The following is an 18,094-nucleotide window of genomic DNA, read 5'->3' on the forward strand; positions in this document are numbered from 1 at the left end:
CGTCAGCTGTACATCGAGCGGGTGCTGCAGGCCGACGAGGGCTGCGACTTCGACTTCCTGGTCGGCTGTCGCGGCGCTGAGGTGCCCCGGCACTCGCATTGAAGCGCTAGCGCCGGGTTAGCCAGGCAATAAAAAGCGCCGCCGGTCAAAGCCGGCGGCGCTTTTTTGTCTGAATGGCTTTGGCTGGATTCGGCCGCGCAGAGTATTCGAGCCGCCTTGCGTAGCGACTCAGGACAGGGGCAGGGCGCTCGGCCGATCGGCTTGGACCAGCCTATGGTCGGCTGCCTTCAGGGCCAACTGGATAGCGCCCATGCAGGTCATGTCGTGATCCCAGCCATAAATGGCGAGGCGCGTCTGGCCGATCAGCTCCTCGACCAGGGCATCATTCAGTGCCTGGTCGAGACTGGGCTTGAGCTGCTCGTAGGCGCGCACGCCCGAACCGGTGATCAGTACCTGGTCGGGATTGAACAGGGCCAGCACGTTGGCGATGCCGGTACCCAGCACATGACCCGCCTTGTCGAATATCTGCCTGGCGACCGGGTTGCCGTTCTCGGCGAGCCGGACCAGCGCTTGCATCTGTTCTTCCGAGGGATGGGCGCTATCGCCGGTGGGCAGCGGCAGCAATGTGTGAGCGTCCCGATAGAGGGCGTAGTCACTGATATAGGCCTCGATACAGCCGCGCTTGCCGCAGGCACAGAGCGCACCGTTGGACTCGTACTTGGTATGCCCGAATTCCGCCGACGAGCCGTGCGCGCCGAGATAGGGCTTGCCATCGATCATGATCGCCATGCCCACCCCATAGCCGAGCATGATCACTGCCAGGTTGGGAATGTCCATGTAGTCGGGATGGCGGGTAATCGCCGCGGAGATGCAGTTGGCGTCGTTATCGAGTTGAACCGGACAGGCGAAACGGGCGCGAAGTGGCGAGACGATATCGACATTGCGCAGGGCGAAGGCCGGCGACCAGACGATGCTGCCGCGTACCGGGGAGACGATCCCCTGTACAGCCAGACAGATGCTGGCGACCGGGCCGCAGGTGGCCGCCAGGCGCCGGCTCAGGCCGTCGATGTGCTGGATCAACAGCTCGATCAGCGCCTCGGCCGTCAAGGCCAGCGTATCGACCGTCTGGGTGTCGCTGTAGTGCAGCTCGCCGCAGAAGTTGCCTATCGTGAAGCGCACTTCATTGATCGACAGCTTGACGGTGATTACGCAGGCCGCATCGGGATCGAGGGCTATCAGCGTCTTGGGGCGGCCGCGATGACCGAGGTGCTGAGTGGATAATGGACGCTCGACGATGACACCCCGCTCGAGCAGTTCGCCACTGATAGAGGTCACCGTCGCCGAACTCAACTGGTTGACGGCAGCCAGGTCGACGCGCGCCATGGCGCCATGGGCGCGCAATGAACGGATCAGAGCCAGGGTGTTGTCGGTGCGTATCGAGTCGGTGACCGGGGCGACCATGAAGTGACCTCTAATTAATTCATGATGCTAATTATATAGCGTTCGATGCGCCAAGGGAAAATGCCATTTCTTAAGATTTAAGTTCGATAGATGGCTTATCAAGGTCTCCTTGTTGCTCGCCACAGCTTAAAAGCGCACTTTTTCGCCTTTAGTCGCAACGACTAAAGGGCCATGCTGGATTATTTAATTCATGTGATAAATTAAATACCGCATGCAGCTAGTCAATGGCTTGTGCGGTTGCTGCAGAGGCGCTAAGCACGAATCACCATGTCGCGCCGAAGACCGCAAAGCGAAGAAAAACAGGAGTCGGCATGACCCACCCTTCAGCGCGATACCCCAGCCTCGACCAGCGCGTGGTCTTCGTTACTGGTGGCGGTAGCGGTATCGGCGCCGCCCTGACACGCGCCTTTCATCGCCAAGGCGCCCGGGTGGTGTTCGTCGATATCGCCAGGGAGGCGAGCGAAGCGCTGGTCGCGGAACTCGAGCAGGAAACCGGCCGTACCCCATGTTTCGAGTTCTGCGACATCCGGGATGTCGAGGCTCTGCAAGCCACCATCGTCCGGGTCGGCGAGACGCTTGGCCCCATTCGCGTGCTGATCAACAATGCCGCCAACGATGACCGCCACGATTGGCGCGATGTCGATGTGGCCTACTGGGACGAACGGATGTCGCTCAACCTGCGTCCGATGTTCTTCACCATCCAGGCCGTGGCCGAACAGATGCGCGAGGCGGGCGGCGGTTCGATCATCAACTTCGGCTCGATCAGCGTGCGTCTGGCGCTCGGTGATATGGCCGCCTATGTCAGCGCCAAGGCCGCAGTGCACGGGCTGACGCGCAGCTTGGCCCGCGACCTGGGTCCTCATGGAATTCGCGTCAACACCCTGGTGCCCGGCAGCATCATGACCGAGCGCCAGCTCGAGAAGTGGATCGGCCCCGAGGACGAGGCCAGTATCCAGGCCCGTCAATGCCTGAAAGTGCGCCTGGAAGCCGAGCACATCGCGCCCACCGCGTTGTTTCTCGCCGCCGACGATAGCGCCCAGATCAGCGCCCAGGAGATCCCGGTCGACGGAGGCTGGGGATGAGTGCGCCCACCGTCGCCGTCGCGCTCGACATGAGCCTGGGCGAGAGCCCCGTGTGGGACGCGGCGAACGAGTGTCTCCACTGGCTGGATATCAATCATGGGCTGGTTTACAGCTGGCGGCCCGGGAGCGGCGTCGCTCCGTATAGTGTCGCGCTGGGCGAGCCGCTGGGCTGCTTGGCGTTGGGCGATACGGGGCTGGTCGTCGCCGCACGCTCGGGGATCTATCGGCTGGACCCTGCCAGCGGTGAAAAAGCGTTGATCGTCGCCAACCCCGAATGGCTCGACGAGTCCGGTAACCGCTTCAACGACGGCCGCTGCGATCCGCTCGGGCGGTTCTGGGTGGGCACGATCGACGCCGCCGAGGAAGCACCGAGTGCCAACCTGTATCGCCTGGACGGCGAATGTCTCACACCGGTGAGAGGCGCGCTGGCCATCTCCAACGGCCTGGCATTCAGCCCGGATGGTCGCTTCGCCTACCACACCGATTCGCCAACCCGCCAGGTATGGCGTTACGCCTTCGATGCCGAACGCGGCACGCTCGAGGCGGGTGAGCCATGGATCGACCTGGCGCATCACGGCCTGCCCGGAGTGCCGGACGGCGCCGCGGTGGACAGCCAGGGCGACTACTGGTGCGCACTCTACGGAGGCGGTCAGGTCGCCAGGTTCGACAGCCGCGGCGTTTTCCTTGAAAGCCACGCACTGCCGTGCCCGCACCCCACCATGGTGGCTTTCGGAGGAACCGACCGGAAGACGCTTTACATCACCACCGCCACTCAGCACCTGAGTGACGACGAAAAACACCACCAATGGCCGTCGGCGGGCAGCTTGTTCGCCATGCCCGCGCCCAACCCGGGGCTGGTCGAACCGCGCGTCACGCGCTGAGCGACCGCCCATGCCACGCCCCAACAACAAGACGGGAGTAGCCATGTTAAGCCATCCCAGAAAGACCCTGATGATCGTCTCCGTCGCTACACTGCTCGGCTCCGCGCAGTCGGCGATGGCGGATACCACCATCCGCGTGATGCGTGTGGAAATCAGCCAGGTCGAGAAGGACTACTACGCCGAGATCGCTCGTGAATTCGAGAAAAGCCATCCCGGCGTGACCATCGAACTCGACTACCTCTCCAACGAGGCCTACAAGTCGAAACTGCCCACCTTGCTGCAGTCCGACCAACGCCCGGACATCTTCTACAGCTGGGGTGGCGAGGCCTTGAAGGAGAAGGTCGAGGCCGGCTTCGTCAAGGACCTGACCGCGGCCATGCAGGACGGCTGGCAGGCGCGTTTCCCGGACTCGGCGATCGATGCCTTCACCATCGACGGCAAGATCTACGGCGCACCGCTGTACGTGACCGAGGTGGGCTTGTGGACCAACACCGCGCTGACCGAGAAGGCCGGCGTGGATGTCGACGCCATCGACACCTGGCAGGATTTCCTCGACGCCGTCACCACGCTCAAGAAGGCCGGCGTCACGCCGATCGTGGTGGGGGCCAAGGATGGCTGGCCGATGCACTTCTACTGGGGCAGCCTGGCCACGCGGCTGGCCGGCCAGCAGGGCTTCAAGACCGCCAAGGCGGGCGAGGGCGAAGGTTTCGCCGCGCCGCCTTTCGTCCAGGCCGGCGAGAAGCTCAAGCAGCTGGCCGATCTCGAGCCGTTCCAGCCCGGCTTCATGGCCACCACCTATGAACGCGCCAGCGGTATGTTCGGCGATGGCAAGGCGGCCTTCCATCTGATGGGGGATTGGGACTATCTGCCCTCGAAGCAGCGCTCGGTGAGCGGGGAAGGGGTGCCGGACGAGGACCTGCGCTTCATCTCGTTCCCCAGCGTGGAAGGCGGGCAGGGCAACGAGGCGACCTTCGGCGGGCTGAACGGCTGGGCAGTCACGCACGACGCTCCCGAGATGGCGGTGACCTTTCTCAAGAGCCTGTTGAGCCTGGAAAATCAGCGCGAGGCGGCCAAGCGCGGCATCTTCGTGCCGATCGTCAAGGGCGCGGAGAAGGCGCTGGCGACGCCCTACGGCCGCAAGGTGGCCAGGGATATCGAGCAGGCCTCCTATCATCAGATATTTCTCGATCATGACCTGGGCGTTTCGGTCGGCGCGACGGTGAACGACATCAGCACCGACATCGCTCAGGGCGTGACCAGCCCCCAAGAAGCGGCCGAACGTGTCGAGGAAGCCTGGCAGTTCCGTTAAGCGTGCCTTTCGCCGGGGCCGGCCACGGCCCCCCGTCGAGCCTCTCACCGGGTGTCTGAGATGATTACATCGTCGTATTCCCCCTCCGGCTGGCGTCACCGGCTGCGGCGCGGCCGCGCCAGTGGCCGGCTGAGTGCCGTGCTGCTGCTGTTGCCGCCGGCGCTGATCCTGTTTTCACTGTTCGTCATCCTGCCCTTGGCGGATGCCGCCTATTACAGCCTGTTCGACTGGAACGGCTACGCTGCGCCCAGCGACTTCGTGGGAGCGCAGAACTATCAGCGTCTGCTGGGACATTCGATCTTCCATACGGCGCTATGGAATACCGCTCAGCTGGTCATTGTCTCGCTGCTGGTGCAATTGCCGCTGGCGTTGGGCCTGGCACTGCTGATCTATCGCAAGACACCGACCAACGCATTGTTCCGGTTGGTGTTCTTCCTTCCCTATATCCTCGCCGAAGTGGCCGCCGGGCTGATCTGGAGTTTCGTCTTCGATGGCGAGTACGGGGTGACGGCCCAGCTGTTCCATGCCCTGGACATGGAGTCGGTGTACATCCTCGCCGAGCGCCAATGGGCGTTCGCCGCGATCATGACGGTCATCGTGTGGAAGTATTTCGGCTTCCACATGATGATCTATATCGCCGCCCTGCAGGGGGTGCCGAAAGACCTCGTCGAGGCCGCGCGTCTCGAGGGCGCCGGCCCCTGGCAGATCGCCCGCCACGTCCAGGTGCCGATGATCAAGCACGCCATCGTGGTCAGCGTGTTCTTCGCGCTGATCGGTTCGCTGCAGATCTTCGACATCATCATTCCACTGACCAACGGCGGTCCGTCTAACAGTACCCATACCATCGTCACCTACCTGTATACCTTCGGCCTGACCCGGTTGAAGATCGGCTTCGGCAGTGCCGCCGCCATCTTCCTGTTCGTCATCGCCATGCTGATCGCCTTCTTCTACCAGCGCCACACGACGGCCAAGGAGGGCACATGAGCCGGCTGTTCCTGCTGCGCAACAGCTTGCGGGTGATCGTGCTGCTGGTCGTTGCCGGCTTCGTCATCGGCCCGCTGCTGGCGGCGTTCTTCGGCGGCTTCAAGAGCAATGCGCAACTGCGCACCAATCCGCTGGGATTGCCGGCCAGCTGGGACGTCAGCCACTACGTGGGCATCCTCGAAGACCCCAGCTTCTGGCAGTACCTGGGCAACTCGCTGCTGATCTCGTCGGCGACGGTTATTCTGACGCTGATCGTCGGGGCGGCGGCGGCCTACGTGTTCTCGCACATCCGTTTCTTCGGCGCGCGCATGCTGCACTCCTACCTGCTGCTGGGGCTGATGTTCCCGTTTGCGGCGGCGATCCTGCCGCTGTTCATCAAGGTGCGGGATCTGGGGCTGCTGGACACCTACTGGGCGGTGATCCTGCCGCAGACGGCCTTCGGCCTGTCGCTGGCGATCCTGCTGTTCAAGGCGTTCTTCGACCAGTTGCCGCGCGAGCTGTTCGAAGCGGCCTACGTCGACGGCTGCAGCTATCTGCGTTTCTTCTGGTCGTTCACGCTGCCGCTGTCGACGCCGATTCTCGCCACGGTCGGGGTGTTCGTCTTCGTGCAGAGCTGGAACAACTTCCTGTTGCCGCTGGTGGTTTTCAATACCGAGTCCGTCTACACCTGGCCGCTGGGCATGATGCAGTTCCGCGGCGAGTACCTGACCCAATGGAACCTGATCCTGGCGTTCGTTTCGCTGACCATCCTGCCCGCCATCGTGTTCTTCCTGGCGGCGCAGAAATACATCGTCGCCGGGCTCACCGGCGGCTCCGTGAAGGGGTGAGGCATGACCGCCACGTTCACCAATCCCATTCTCCCGGGCTTCAACCCGGACCCCTCGATCTGCCGGGTGGGCGAGGACTACTACATCGCCACCTCGACCTTCGAATGGTACCCCGGGGTACAGATCCATCATTCGACGGATCTGGTCAACTGGCGGCTGGTGCGCCGGCCGCTCGAGCGGCCCGCCCAGCTCGACATGCGCGGCAATCCCGATTCCTGCGGCATCTGGGCGCCTTGCCTGAGTCATGCACAGGGCCGCTTCTGGCTGATCTATACCGACATGAAGCGCTACGAGGGCCACTTCAAGGATGGGCTCAACTACATGGTCAGCGCGCCGAGCATCGAGGGCCCGTGGAGCGATCCGGTGTTTCTCAACGCCAGCGGTTTCGATCCGTCGCTGTTCCATGACGACGACGGACGCCACTGGCTGCTCAACCTGAAGTGGGACTATCGCCAGGCGGCGGGCCCGGACCGCTTCGGCGGCATCGTGCTGCAGGAGTACGATGCCAAGGCGCAGACGCTGACCGGCCCGAGCCATACGATCTTCGCCGGCACCGACATGAAATTGACCGAGGGCCCGCATCTGTACCGGCGCGACGGCTGGTATCACCTGCTGGTCGCCGAGGGCGGCACGGGCTATGGCCATGCGGTGACCATGGCCCGGTCAAGGTCGATCACCGGCCCCTACGAGGTGCACCCGGACAATCCGGTGCTGACCTCGCGGGGCGATGAAACCCTCGCGCTGCAGCGCGCGGGCCACGCCGACCTGGTCGATACGCCGGCGGGCGAGACCTGGCTGGTGCATCTCTGTGGGCGGCCGCTGCCGGGCACCCAGCGTTCGCCGCTGGGCCGCGAAACGGCCCTGCAACGGGTGCGTTGGGACGACGATGGCTGGTTGCGCCTGACGGCTGGTGACAGTGCCCCGGCGGCCGAGTTGGCGGCGCCGGGCGGTGCGGCGCCCCGGCCGCCCGAGCGCGAGGAGAACCACGCTTTCGACAACGCGACCTTGCCGATGGCCTTTCAATGGTTGCGCACGCCGTATCCCGAGCGACTGTTCTCGCTGACCGAGCGGCCCGGGTACTTGCGCCTCTACGGTCGCCAGTCGCCGGGCTCGTGGTTCGAGCAGGCGCTGGTCGCGCGACGCCGCGACGCCTTCCTCTGCGAGGCGGAGACCACGCTCGAATTCGCCCCCGAGGACTATCAGCAGTGCGCCGGGCTGATCGCCTACTACAACCGCTTCAAGTTCCACTATCTGGCGGTCACCCGCGACGATGCCGGCCGGCGCGTGCTGACCATCCTGAGCTGCGCCGATAATTGGCCGAGCGGCGATCTCGACTTCCCCCTGGCCGCTCCGGTGGTACTCGACGAGGCCACGCCGGTGCGCCTGGGCCTGACGATGGACGGCGCCAGCCTCAAGTTTCGCTACGCCGAGGGTGCCGGCGAGTGGCGGTCGATCGGTCCGACGCTGGATGCCGGAATGCTTTCCGACGAGGGGGCGGGGCGCGCCCACGGCTATTTCACCGGCACCTTCCTGGGCATGGCGGCGCACGATATCAGTGGGCGCGGCCTGCCGGCGGACTTCAGCGCGTTTCGCTACACCCGGTCCGAGCCACAGACGACCGGCAATGACTTACCGAGAGGATGACTCCATGGCCGACGTGACCCTGAGTGGAATTCGCAAGCGCTTCAAGGGCGGTGCGGAGGTGATCCCCGACATGAACCTGGCGATCGACGACGGCAGCTTCACCGTGCTGGTGGGGCCATCGGGGTGTGGCAAGTCCACACTCTTGCGCATCATCGCCGGACTCGAGACCGCCAGCGAAGGCACGGTATCGATCAGTGGCCGCGACGTGACCCAGGAGGAACCCGCCGAGCGCAACGTGGCGATGGTCTTCCAGTCCTATGCGCTCTATCCGCACATGAGCGTGGCCCGCAACATCGACTTCGGCATGCGCCTGGCCAAGGTGCCCGTCGAGGCGCGCAAGGCCAAGGTCGCCGAGGCGGCCCGCTTGCTCAACCTCGAGGAGTATCTCGATCGCAAGCCGGCGGCGCTTTCAGGCGGGCAGCGTCAGCGCGTGGCGATCGGCCGGGCCATCGTGCGCAATCCGGGAGTCTTCCTGTTCGACGAGCCGCTCTCCAACCTGGATGCGTCACTGCGCAACCGCATGCGCGTCGAACTGGCCGAACTCCACCAGCGGCTCGGCGCGACGATGATCTACGTTACCCACGACCAGGTCGAGGCGATGACCCTGGCCGATCGGATCGTGGTCATGAACGGCGGACGCATCGAGCAGGCGGGGACCCCGATGGAGCTCTACATGCGCCCCATGACGCGCTTCGTGGCCGGGTTCATCGGCTCGCCGCGCATGAACCTGATCGGGGGCGCGACCGCGCAAGCGCATGGCGCGCATACGCTGGGAGTGAGACCCGAGCATATCGATGTCAGCCGCGAGCAGGGCACTTGGCGCGGTCGCGTGCGGGTGATCGAAAAGCTCGGCGCCGATACCTTCGCCTATGTCGACGGCGAGGATCTGGGCGATCTGATCGTGCGCTTGCCGGGCGACGACCCGACGATAGCCGGCGAGTCGCTGTGGCTGACGCCGCGAGCCGATTCGCTGCATTGCTTCGATAGTGGCGGGATGCGCATCGAGGCGTCGCCGGTGGCGTCGGGCTTTTAAGGCTATCGGTGTATGTTGAACATACGAAAGATATGTTTGACTTACGTTCAGCCAATCCCGGCGCCCAGCAAGGACAAGGAGCTGACATGGCCAACGAGTCACGCCGCATGACGCCCGAGCAGCTGCGCTCGCGCTGGTGGTTCGACAACCCCGAGCATCCGGGGACCACCGCGCTGTGCATCGAACGCTACATGAATTACGGCATCACCCTGGAAGAGCTGACCAGCGGTAAGCCGATCATCGGCATCGCCCAGTCGGGGTCCGATCTCACGCCTTGCAATCGACACCACATCGAACTGGTCAAGCGGGTCAAGGACGGCATCCGCGCCGCCGGCGGCGTCCCGTTCGAGTTTCCCATGCATCCGATTCACGAGAACGTGCGCCGGCCGACGGCGGCGCTGGATCGCAACCTGGCCTACCTGGGCCTGGTCGAGATACTCCACGGCTACCCGCTCGACGGCGTGGTGCTGACCACCGGCTGCGACAAGACCACGCCGGCCTGCCTGATGGCGGCGGTGACGGTCAATATCCCGGCGATCGTGCTGTCCGGCGGGCCGATGCTCAACGGCTGGCGGGGCAGCGAGCGGGTGGGCTCGGGCACCGTGGTCTGGGAGCTGCGCAAGCGGCTGGCAGCCGGCGACCTCGAGTATCCCGAATTCCTTGCCCGGATCACCGATTCGGCGCCCTCGGTGGGCCACTGCAACACCATGGGCACGGCCTCGACCATGAACTCGATGGCCGAGGCGCTGGGCATGAGCCTGCCGGGCTCGGCGATGATTCCCGCGCCCTACAAGGAGCGTTCGATGGTCGCCTATCAGACCGGCGAGCGCATCGTCGGGATGGTCTGGGAGGATCTGCGGCCCAGCGACATCCTCACCCGCGAGGCGTTCGAGAACGCCATCGTGGTGTGCTCGGCGCTGGGCGGGTCCTCCAACGCGCCGGTGCATATCAACGCCATCGCCCGCCACGCCGGGGTCGAGATCGACAACGACGACTGGCAGCGCCTGGGTCATCAGATTCCGCTGCTGGCCAACGTCATGCCGGCGGGCAGCTATCTCTCCGAGGAGTTCTATCGTGCCGGTGGCGTGCCGGCGGTGATCAGCGAGCTGCTCGGCGCCGGAAAGCTACATGGTGACGTGCGCACCGTCAACGGCCAGAGCCTGGCCGTCAATGTCGCCGGTCGCGAAACGAACGACGACGACGTCATTCGTCGCTACGCCAATCCGCTGGTCGAGGCCGCCGGTTTCATCAACTTAAAGGGCAACCTGTTCGACTCGGCGCTGATGAAGACCAGCGTGATCGCCAGCGATTTCCGCCGGCGCTTTTTGAGCCGCGCCGAGGACCCCGACGCCTTCGAGGGCCGCGTGGCGGTGTTCGACGGTTCCGAGGATTACCACGCACGCATTGACGATCCCGACCTGACGATCGACGCGAACACCATTCTGATCATGCGCGGCGCCGGGCCGGTGGGGCATCCCGGCGGCGCCGAGGTGGTCAACATGCAGCCGCCCGAGGCGCTGATCCGCCAGGGCATCGAGTCGCTGCCGTGCATCGGCGATGGGCGTCAGTCGGGCACCTCGGGCTCACCGTCGATCCTCAATGCCTCGCCCGAGGCGGCCGTGGGCGGAGGCCTGGCGCTGCTCGAGACCGGCGATCGCATCCGCGTCGACCTGCGCAGGGGCGAGGCCAATCTGCTGATAGACGATACCGAGTTGGCGCAGCGCCGCGAGCGGCTGGCAGCGCGGGGCGGCTATGCGTATCCGGCGCACCAGACGCCGTGGCAGGAGATCCAGCGCAGCATGGTGGAACCGCTCGATCGCGGCATGACCCTGGAACCGGCGACCAAGTACCGCGACGTGGCACGCCGGTCGCCGCCGCGGGACAATCACTGAACGGATCGCTGTCGAGGAAGGGCGCTCGGCGTGGGCTCAGTCGAGCTCCACGCTGCGTCCCAGCGACGTCTCGGGGGCTTCCAGGCCGAGTGCCTTGGCGGTGCCGGCGAGCACCGCCTGAGCCGCGCGGAACGCTTCGCGCGGCTGGCGGGCGCGGATGTGTTCCATCAGGCGTCGATGGCGTTCCAGGCTTTCGGCGGGATCATCGGTCTCGCTGACGTTGGACATCGACACCAGCAGATAGATGGACGGGCGCAGGATATGCGAGAGCTGCGCCCAGACGATGTTGTGGGTCGCCTTGAAGATCGCTTCGTGAAAGGCCACGTCATAATCGCTGTGCAGCCGACGCTCCTCGCCGCTGTCGGCGTTGTGCAGGTACTGGCCCATGCCTTCGAAGGCCTCCTCGAGCGCCACCAGATCGCGCGCCGTGGCGCGTCTGGCGGCGGTCATCGCCACGTAGGGCTCGACGTCGAGGCGAAAGGTCAGTATCTCCCGCTGGACCTTGGGATTGGGTGCCGCGTAGCGGGTCATCCAGGCGGTGACCTGCGGATCGAGAATGTTCCAGTCGGCGTATTCGCGAACCTTGGAGCCGTGGCCCGAGATACGCTCGATGATCCCCACGTCGACCAGCTGGCGCAGGTCGCTACGCACCGCCGAGCGGTTGATGGCGAACTGATCGCACAGCGCGAGTTCCTTGGGGACGAAGTCGCCGGGCTGGTAATGCCCGGAAAAGATGGATTCGGCAAGGGCCTCGGCGACACTGGGCCGCAGCGGTGACTTGCGTTGCTTTGCCTTCACGTTAGAGTTTTCCAACCAGTGTTTGATTCACGCTGACATATGTTCAACATTTGGGCAATGTCACTTCCGTGTGACGTGTGCACTGGCTAGCGTCCCGCCAGGCGATCGCCCAGGCGTTGCATGAAGGCCACTCCGGCATCGAGCTGGGTCACTTCGAGGTATTCATCGGGTTGATGCGCCTGGGCGATGCTGCCCGGGCCGCAGATCACGGTGGGCAGGCCGGCACGCTGGAACTGGCCGGCCTCGGTGGCGTAGGCCACTGCCTCGCTGGTGCGTTCGCCGAGTAACTCCCGGCACAGCGTGAGTGCCGCGGCGTTGTCGCGGTCGGCCAGCGCCGGCACGGTGTCGGTGAGATTCTCGGTGCGGATGCTCACCTGGGGCGCACGCTCGCGCAGCTCGGCCTCGAGGCGGCGGGCATAATCGTCGAAACGGGCGAATACCGTGTCGAAACCGTCCTCGGGCAAATGGCGGATCTCCCAGTCGAACTGGCACTCCCGGGCGGTGATGTTGATTGCCGTGCCGCCCTGGATCTTGCCCACGTGCAGGCTGGAATGGGCGACGTTGAAGGCCTCGTCGACGCGTCCCTCGGCGCTGAGCTCGGCCATGATGTCCTCGATCCTGGCGACCAGGCGGGCGGCGACGTGGATCGCCGAAATGCCCTGGTTGACCTGGCTGGAGTGCGCTTCGCGACCGCTTACCGTGGTGCGCAGATTGGTGATGCCCTTCTGCGCGACCACCGGCGCCATCAGCGTCGGCTCGCCGACGATCACCGCGGCGGGGCGGGGCTCGTCGGCCATCAGGGTCTCGATCAGGCGCGGTGCGCCGATGCAGCCGACCTCCTCGTCATAGGACAGCGCCAGATAGATCGGCCGGGTCAGCTCCTGCTCGACCCAGCGCGGTACCTGGGCCAGCGCGCAGGCGATGAAGCCCTTCATGTCGCAACTGCCGCGGCCGTAGAGCCGGCCGTCGTCACGCTCGGTCAGCGAGAATGGATCGCTGGTCCAGGGCTGGCCGTCCACCGGTACCACGTCGGTGTGACCCGACAGCACCACGCCGCCTTCGACCTGGGGGCCGATGCGGGCCAGCAGATTGGCCTTGGTGCCGTCGTCGTTCTCGATGCGCTGATAGGGCAGACCGAACTCGTCGAGGTAGCCTTCAATGAAGCGGATCAGTTCCAGGTTGGAATCGCGTGACACGCTGGGATGGCCGACGAGGGTTTCGAGAAGTTGCTGGGCGGATCTCATGAAGGCTCCGATGGGGCTCCGGGACTGTTGCGTCCAGCCTAACATGCGTGCCAGCCGAGCCGGCAGCGTTTTGACCGGGCGCCCGGTGTGACCCATCTTGAATGCGGGCCTTCATTCACCCTGCTCAATTCATCTCTCAGCTTATCCCTAAACAAGGAGCCGTCATGAGCCGCATTCTGGTGATCTACTACTCGAGTTACGGACATATCGAGACCATGGCCAACGCCGTCGCCGAAGGTGCCCGCAGCGTCACCGGCAGCGAGGTCGACATCCGCCGCGTCGCCGAACTGGTGCCTGACGAGGTCGCCGAGAAATCGGGCTACAAGCGCGATCAGCCGGCGCCGGTGCTCGACGATCCCAATGCACTGGTCGACTACGACGCGATCATCATCGGCACTCCCACCCGCTACGGCAACATGACCTCGCAGATGCGCAACTTCTGGGACAAGACCGGTGGCGTCTGGGCCCAGGGCAAGCTGGTCGGCAAGGTCGGCAGCGCCTTCACTTCCACGGCCAGCCAGCACGGCGGCCAGGAAACCACCCTGACCTCGATCCATACCATGCTGTTCCACCTGGGGATGGTGGTGGTGGGTGTGCCGTACTCCTGCTCGGCGCTCACCAAGCTCGACGAGGTATCCGGTGGCACCCCCTACGGGGCGACGACCCTGGCCGGCGGCGACGGCAGCCGCCAACCCAGCGAAAACGAGCTGACCATCGCCCGCTTCCAGGGCGAGCACGTGGCCAAGCTCACCGCCAAGCTTGCCGGCTAAGAGCGGATGGTTCTAGGGCAACCCGGTCAGCCCAGCCACTCGTTTCCCGCACGATCCGGCTGGCGTCCTGACCGGTCGGTTCCAGCGCGCTCGAATCGGACGCGCCCATGCGCCCTCGATATTCGCAGTGCCTAATCAGGATGCGTGCCGGCGCAGATTTCTGGGTGAATCCCCCGTCCATCGCTTGAATGCCTTGCGAAAATTCGAAACATCGCTGAACCCAACTAGCGAACAGATATCGTCTATGCGCAGATGGGTGGATCGCAGGTGCTCTATCGACAGGGTCCTGCGTGCATCATCGAGTATTTCCGAGAAGGACAGCCCTTCTTCGGCAAGGCGCCTTCTGAGTGTGCGGGACGTCATGTGGAACTTGTTTGCCACATCCTCCATGTTCATGAACCTGCCCGGCGCTCGAATCAAAAGCTGGTAGACCTCCTCTCCAAGCCCCGTCGAGGTGACTGCCTTGCAGACCAGATCGTCACAAGTATCCCGCAAAAGATTCGCTGAAAGATCGTGCGAAAGAACGGGCTTATAACCGAGTATCTGATTGCTGTAATGCAGTTCACAGATCGGTTGATCGAAGTAACATGGACAACCAAGATGCTCACTATAAATGGACGCATGATCAGGCGCGGGATAAGAGAAACATGCTTGAACCGGGAAAGCCTTCCTGCCGGCCACATCCTGGAGATGGGTGACATGCTGCATGAACTGTTGTTCTATCAGGAAGCGACGAAGCTCAGGCGACGATGCGAAGGTGAACTCATCGGGAAAAAGCCATACCGCCGTGTCCGATCTCTCCTCCCACCTTATCTTCAAGGTTGGAGCGGCCAGCAAATGATACTTCACACCTAAGACGAAATAATCTCTAAGCGATGGGCACGACATGAGAGCGTACCCGTACATGCCATACGCAAAAAGGTGGAGCTTCGATCCCACCAAAAATGAAGTCCTCGGATCAGCGGATAGCTGAAGGGCGTTTACACAAACTCGTGCGTACTGCCTCACCGAGATTCTTACGTAAGCATTGTGTACTTGATCGGGTTTTATGCCGGTACCCTGCAAGCTATTTGCCGGGCTAATACCTTGCGCTTCAAGTATTTCTACCAGTGCAGCGATCTTGAACGGTGCATAAATCTTATCGCCAGGAAGCGGAAGTCTGTAAGACATATTATTTCATCCGTGTCCGTTACCCACCCTGAATTTGTCCGCCAGGAACCTTGGCTGCTCTGTGGGGGCTGTATAGATTGACTGATACCATCTTTTGGAGGGTGCCGCCAGCCTCTAGCGGGCAGAGATGCTTTGCCATCGGTGTGGTTAAGGCTGACTTATCACATAGTCGTATAAGCGGTGGTTCATTCCCTCCGAAGGCCGGCTAATAAAGCTAATAAGAAAGTGCATAAGGAGAAAACAATGCTAATTGCACTGCTTTTCTGGAGCGCCAGCATCGTCGTCAGCTTCGTGGTCTCAATCAGCTTGTGCAGGAAGATAGAGGCATCAGGCGTTCCCCGCTGGGGTGCCACCGGCAAGCTGTTCCGCTATGAGAACAGGGAGCGGACATGAGTATCTACTACTACGTCGTCTTCGGGGGCTACCTGCTGTTTCTCGCCTGGACCTGCATGAAGAGCATGCGGCAGGTCGAATCGCTATCCGACTTCACCAGCGGCGGGCATCGCATGGGCCTACTGCTGGGGATCGGCACGACGGTGGCGACGTGGGTCAGCGTGGCCTCGGTCATGGGGGTACCGGGCTACCTGTACCGTACCGGTATAGCGGCCATCATTGGCTGGGTGGCCGGGTGGTTCCTGGCGACGGCCATCATGCCGCTGCTGGCTTACAAGATCCGCCGTCCCGAGTTGCCCGCACGCACCTTCCCCGAATTCATTCGCATGCGGTTCGAGCCATTCCAGAAGGTCAGCAGTCTGCAGATCCTCGTCGCGGTGCTGATGTTCGTCGGCTACTTCATCTTCTGTCATCTGCAGGTAGTGGGCTTCGGCATCGTGTTCAATACGATCACCGGCGTTCCCTACGAATATGCCATCTTCGCCTTCCTGGTTCTGCTGATGCTGACCTCGCTGGGCGGGTTCTGGTCGGTAGCGGCGACCGATACGCTGAACGCATCGCTGATCCTGATCGGGCTGGCTTTCGGTACGGGGGCGATTCTCTATGCCACGGGAGGCGTCGGTGCCATCCTCGAGAGCGTGGCCCAGACGACGGCGCCCATCAACGTCGGCGGCGAACCCATGGAACCCGGCATCCTGCTGTCGCCTGCGGGCACCTTCGGTTGGTCGGTGTTGCTGGGTATCTTCATGTCCAATGCCATAGGCGCGTCGGTCGCACCGCACTGGATCGCTCGCTTCATGGCGCCGCGCAACAGCAAGGCCGCCGTCCTGCAAATGATGTGGGCCATCGTGGCACTGATTCCAATTTTCATCTGCCTGATCCTGATCGGCCTGGGTGCCAAGGCGCTGTTGCCCAGCTTGCCCGAGGGCAAGACAACCGATTACATCATGCCGTTGATCGTGCAGGGGCACGCACCGGCTTTTGTCGGGGCTATGACACTGATCGCCTTGCTGGCGGCGGCCGTCTCGACCGCGAACTCGATGCTGCTGAACTGCGGAACGTCGCTTTACTACGATATCTATCGCTCGCTCTACAGCGAACGCAAATTCGACGATCGGACTGCCACGCGCCATCTGCGCTTAGCCGTCCTGGGGCTTGGCCTTCTGGCGGTCATTAGCGCGATCAAGCCTCCGATGCTGCTGGCCATGGGGTTCACCTATGTCTATGGCGCTTTCGGCGCGGCTTTCATGTGGCCCGTTTGGTTGGGGTTGTTCTGGCGACGGATGAATCGTTCGGGCGCCTATGCCGGCATCTTGGTGGGTATCGTTGCCTACATTGCCGCCAGGGCCATGGATTTTTCCAATCCGTTTGCGGCGGGAGCCAGCTTATCGCTGGTGGCGACACTGGTTGCGGTCTATCTGACGCCGGCACCGCCGAAGGAAGCCTACGAGGCCTATTTCGAACCTGACGTCAGCCCTTCTACCCGGGCAGTGGCCCTGCGGATACGCGGCGAATCAGCGCCGGAACCGGCAGCGGTCACGCCAGATGCGAAAAGAGAAGACATAGCATGAGAGCAGCGATCATAGGCGCGGGTTCGCTAGGCACGATCATTGGCGCATTGATGACGAAGGGTAACCGCCCCGTCGATCTGATCGACACTAATCGCGAGCATGTCGATGCCTTGAATCGGGAGGGCGCACGCATCATCGGGGAAATGGATCTGCGCATACCGGTCCACGCCCTGACGCCCGATGAAATGACTGGCGAATACGATCTGGTCTTTCTGCTGAATAAGCAGACCGCCAACAGCCAGGTTCTGTCACACCTTTCGAATCACCTGCGTACCGATGGCACGGTCTGCACGTTACAGAACGGCATCCCCGAACCCTCGGTCGCCGCTGTCATGGGGCGGGAGCGCACCATCGGCGGCGCTGTCGGTTTCGGCGCCACCTGGATCGGCCCGGGAGTGTCGCAGTTGACGACCAGCGCTGAGGTGGTCAAAAGGTTCGCTTTCGAGATCGGCTCGATGGACGGCGTCACTCGTCGAGGCCTATTGGATGCCCAGGTCTATCTCTCCTGTGTCGGACACACCGAGCTGTTGGACGACCTGATGAGCATCCGCTGGTCCAAGGTGCTGATGAACGCGACCTTCAGTGGCATGTCGGCAGCGCTGGGCTGCACGTTCGGCGAGGTGCTGGATGATCCTCGGGCATTGCTCTGTATAGCCTTCATTGCCAACGAGACGGTACAGGCCGCTCATGCCGAAGGCTGTCGCATGGCGCCCATGCAGGGCGAGGACTTCGAGGATTTCGCGCTTGCTTCGTCGAACGTCCGCGAAAAGCTGCCGATGATCCGGCGGATATGGAGTCATCATCGTGCCTTGCGTGCCAGCATGCTGCAGGACCTGGAAAAGGGACGCGATACCGAAATTTCCTTCATCAACGGCATCGTGTGCGATACCGGACGTAAACACGGCTTGCCCACTCCCTTCAATGATCGCGTCGTCGAGCTGGTCAGCGAGGCGCAGTCTCGACGCAGCGTTCCCGACTTCTCGAACATCGCGCGCTTCGAAGAGCTGTTGAGCGATCATATCGATCCGAAATAGC

Annotated in this window: 16 protein-coding genes; 12 read left to right on the forward strand and 4 right to left on the reverse strand. The window is 63.2% G+C overall.

Annotated elements, in window-relative coordinates; translation table 11 throughout:
- Positions 1-228: 228 nt before the first annotated feature.
- Positions 229-1,461 carry an ROK family protein gene (locus tag R6258_RS06455; RefSeq protein ID WP_318448778.1) on the reverse strand — a complete coding sequence of 411 codons (1,233 nt, stop codon included), beginning with the start codon at positions 1,459-1,461 and terminating at the stop codon, positions 229-231.
- 311 nt (positions 1,462-1,772) lie between these two features.
- Here R6258_RS06455 and R6258_RS06460 point away from each other — a divergent pair, with 311 nt between their 5' ends.
- From R6258_RS06460 to R6258_RS06495, 8 genes are all read left to right on the forward strand, one after another.
- Positions 1,773-2,543, forward strand: coding sequence for an SDR family oxidoreductase (locus tag R6258_RS06460; protein ID WP_318448780.1), 771 nt, complete (start codon positions 1,773-1,775; stop codon positions 2,541-2,543).
- Positions 2,540-3,424 (forward strand): SMP-30/gluconolactonase/LRE family protein, encoded by an 885-nt coding sequence (locus tag R6258_RS06465; protein ID WP_318448782.1) that lies wholly within the window; start codon positions 2,540-2,542, stop codon positions 3,422-3,424. Before R6258_RS06460 ends, R6258_RS06465 begins: the two co-directional genes overlap by 4 nt.
- A gap of 43 nt (positions 3,425-3,467) precedes the next feature.
- Positions 3,468-4,733, forward strand: a complete 1,266-nt coding sequence (locus tag R6258_RS06470) for an ABC transporter substrate-binding protein (RefSeq protein WP_318448783.1) — start codon at positions 3,468-3,470, stop codon at positions 4,731-4,733.
- 60 nt (positions 4,734-4,793) lie between these two features.
- Entirely contained in the window at positions 4,794-5,717 is a 924-nt protein-coding gene (locus R6258_RS06475) for a sugar ABC transporter permease (protein ID WP_318448785.1), read from the forward strand.
- Positions 5,714-6,544 (forward strand): carbohydrate ABC transporter permease, encoded by an 831-nt coding sequence (locus R6258_RS06480; protein WP_318448787.1) that lies wholly within the window; start codon positions 5,714-5,716, stop codon positions 6,542-6,544. The genes R6258_RS06475 and R6258_RS06480 overlap by 4 nt, the downstream gene beginning before the upstream one ends.
- A gap of 3 nt (positions 6,545-6,547) precedes the next feature.
- Positions 6,548-8,188 (forward strand): glycoside hydrolase family 43 protein, encoded by a 1,641-nt coding sequence (locus R6258_RS06485; RefSeq protein ID WP_318448789.1) that lies wholly within the window; start codon positions 6,548-6,550, stop codon positions 8,186-8,188.
- 4 nt (positions 8,189-8,192) lie between these two features.
- Positions 8,193-9,221 carry a sn-glycerol-3-phosphate ABC transporter ATP-binding protein UgpC gene (locus R6258_RS06490; protein WP_318448791.1) on the forward strand — a complete coding sequence of 343 codons (1,029 nt, stop codon included), beginning with the start codon at positions 8,193-8,195 and terminating at the stop codon, positions 9,219-9,221.
- 86 nt (positions 9,222-9,307) lie between these two features.
- Entirely contained in the window at positions 9,308-11,113 is a 1,806-nt protein-coding gene (locus R6258_RS06495) for an IlvD/Edd family dehydratase (RefSeq protein WP_318448793.1), read from the forward strand.
- Between the two features lie 36 nt (positions 11,114-11,149).
- Here R6258_RS06495 and R6258_RS06500 read toward each other — a convergent pair whose 3' ends face one another.
- Together R6258_RS06500 and argE are read right to left on the reverse strand one after the other, a co-directional pair.
- Positions 11,150-11,911, reverse strand: a complete 762-nt coding sequence (locus R6258_RS06500; protein WP_318448794.1) for a FadR/GntR family transcriptional regulator — start codon at positions 11,909-11,911, stop codon at positions 11,150-11,152.
- 86 nt (positions 11,912-11,997) lie between these two features.
- Positions 11,998-13,155 carry an acetylornithine deacetylase gene (argE, locus tag R6258_RS06505; RefSeq protein ID WP_318448796.1) on the reverse strand — a complete coding sequence of 386 codons (1,158 nt, stop codon included), beginning with the start codon at positions 13,153-13,155 and terminating at the stop codon, positions 11,998-12,000.
- Between the two features lie 164 nt (positions 13,156-13,319).
- On the opposite strand from argE, the gene wrbA reads away from it, so the two are divergent.
- On the forward strand, positions 13,320-13,925 hold the full coding sequence (wrbA, locus tag R6258_RS06510) for an NAD(P)H:quinone oxidoreductase (RefSeq protein ID WP_318448798.1): 606 nt from the start codon (positions 13,320-13,322) through the stop codon (positions 13,923-13,925).
- 135 nt (positions 13,926-14,060) lie between these two features.
- On the opposite strand, the gene R6258_RS06515 is transcribed toward wrbA, so the two are convergent.
- The gene (locus tag R6258_RS06515) at positions 14,061-15,095 is read right to left on the reverse strand and encodes an AraC family transcriptional regulator (RefSeq protein ID WP_318448800.1); all 1,035 of its coding nucleotides are present in this window, start codon (positions 15,093-15,095) and stop codon (positions 14,061-14,063) included.
- A gap of 243 nt (positions 15,096-15,338) precedes the next feature.
- Here R6258_RS06515 and R6258_RS06520 point away from each other — a divergent pair, with 243 nt between their 5' ends.
- From R6258_RS06520 to R6258_RS06530, 3 genes are read left to right on the forward strand one after another with little or no spacing between them, the layout of a single operon-like run.
- Positions 15,339-15,488 carry a hypothetical protein gene (locus R6258_RS06520; protein WP_318448802.1) on the forward strand — a complete coding sequence of 50 codons (150 nt, stop codon included), beginning with the start codon at positions 15,339-15,341 and terminating at the stop codon, positions 15,486-15,488.
- Entirely contained in the window at positions 15,485-17,059 is a 1,575-nt protein-coding gene (locus R6258_RS06525) for a sodium:solute symporter family protein (protein ID WP_318448803.1), read from the forward strand. The genes R6258_RS06520 and R6258_RS06525 overlap by 4 nt, the downstream gene beginning before the upstream one ends.
- Positions 17,056-18,093, forward strand: a complete 1,038-nt coding sequence (locus R6258_RS06530) for a 2-dehydropantoate 2-reductase (RefSeq protein ID WP_318448805.1) — start codon at positions 17,056-17,058, stop codon at positions 18,091-18,093. The genes R6258_RS06525 and R6258_RS06530 overlap by 4 nt, the downstream gene beginning before the upstream one ends.
- Position 18,094 lies beyond the last annotated feature (1 nt).

Origin of the sequence: Halomonas sp. HP20-15, from assembly GCF_033446685.1 — a bacterium.
GTDB lineage: Bacteria > Pseudomonadota > Gammaproteobacteria > Pseudomonadales > Halomonadaceae > Modicisalibacter.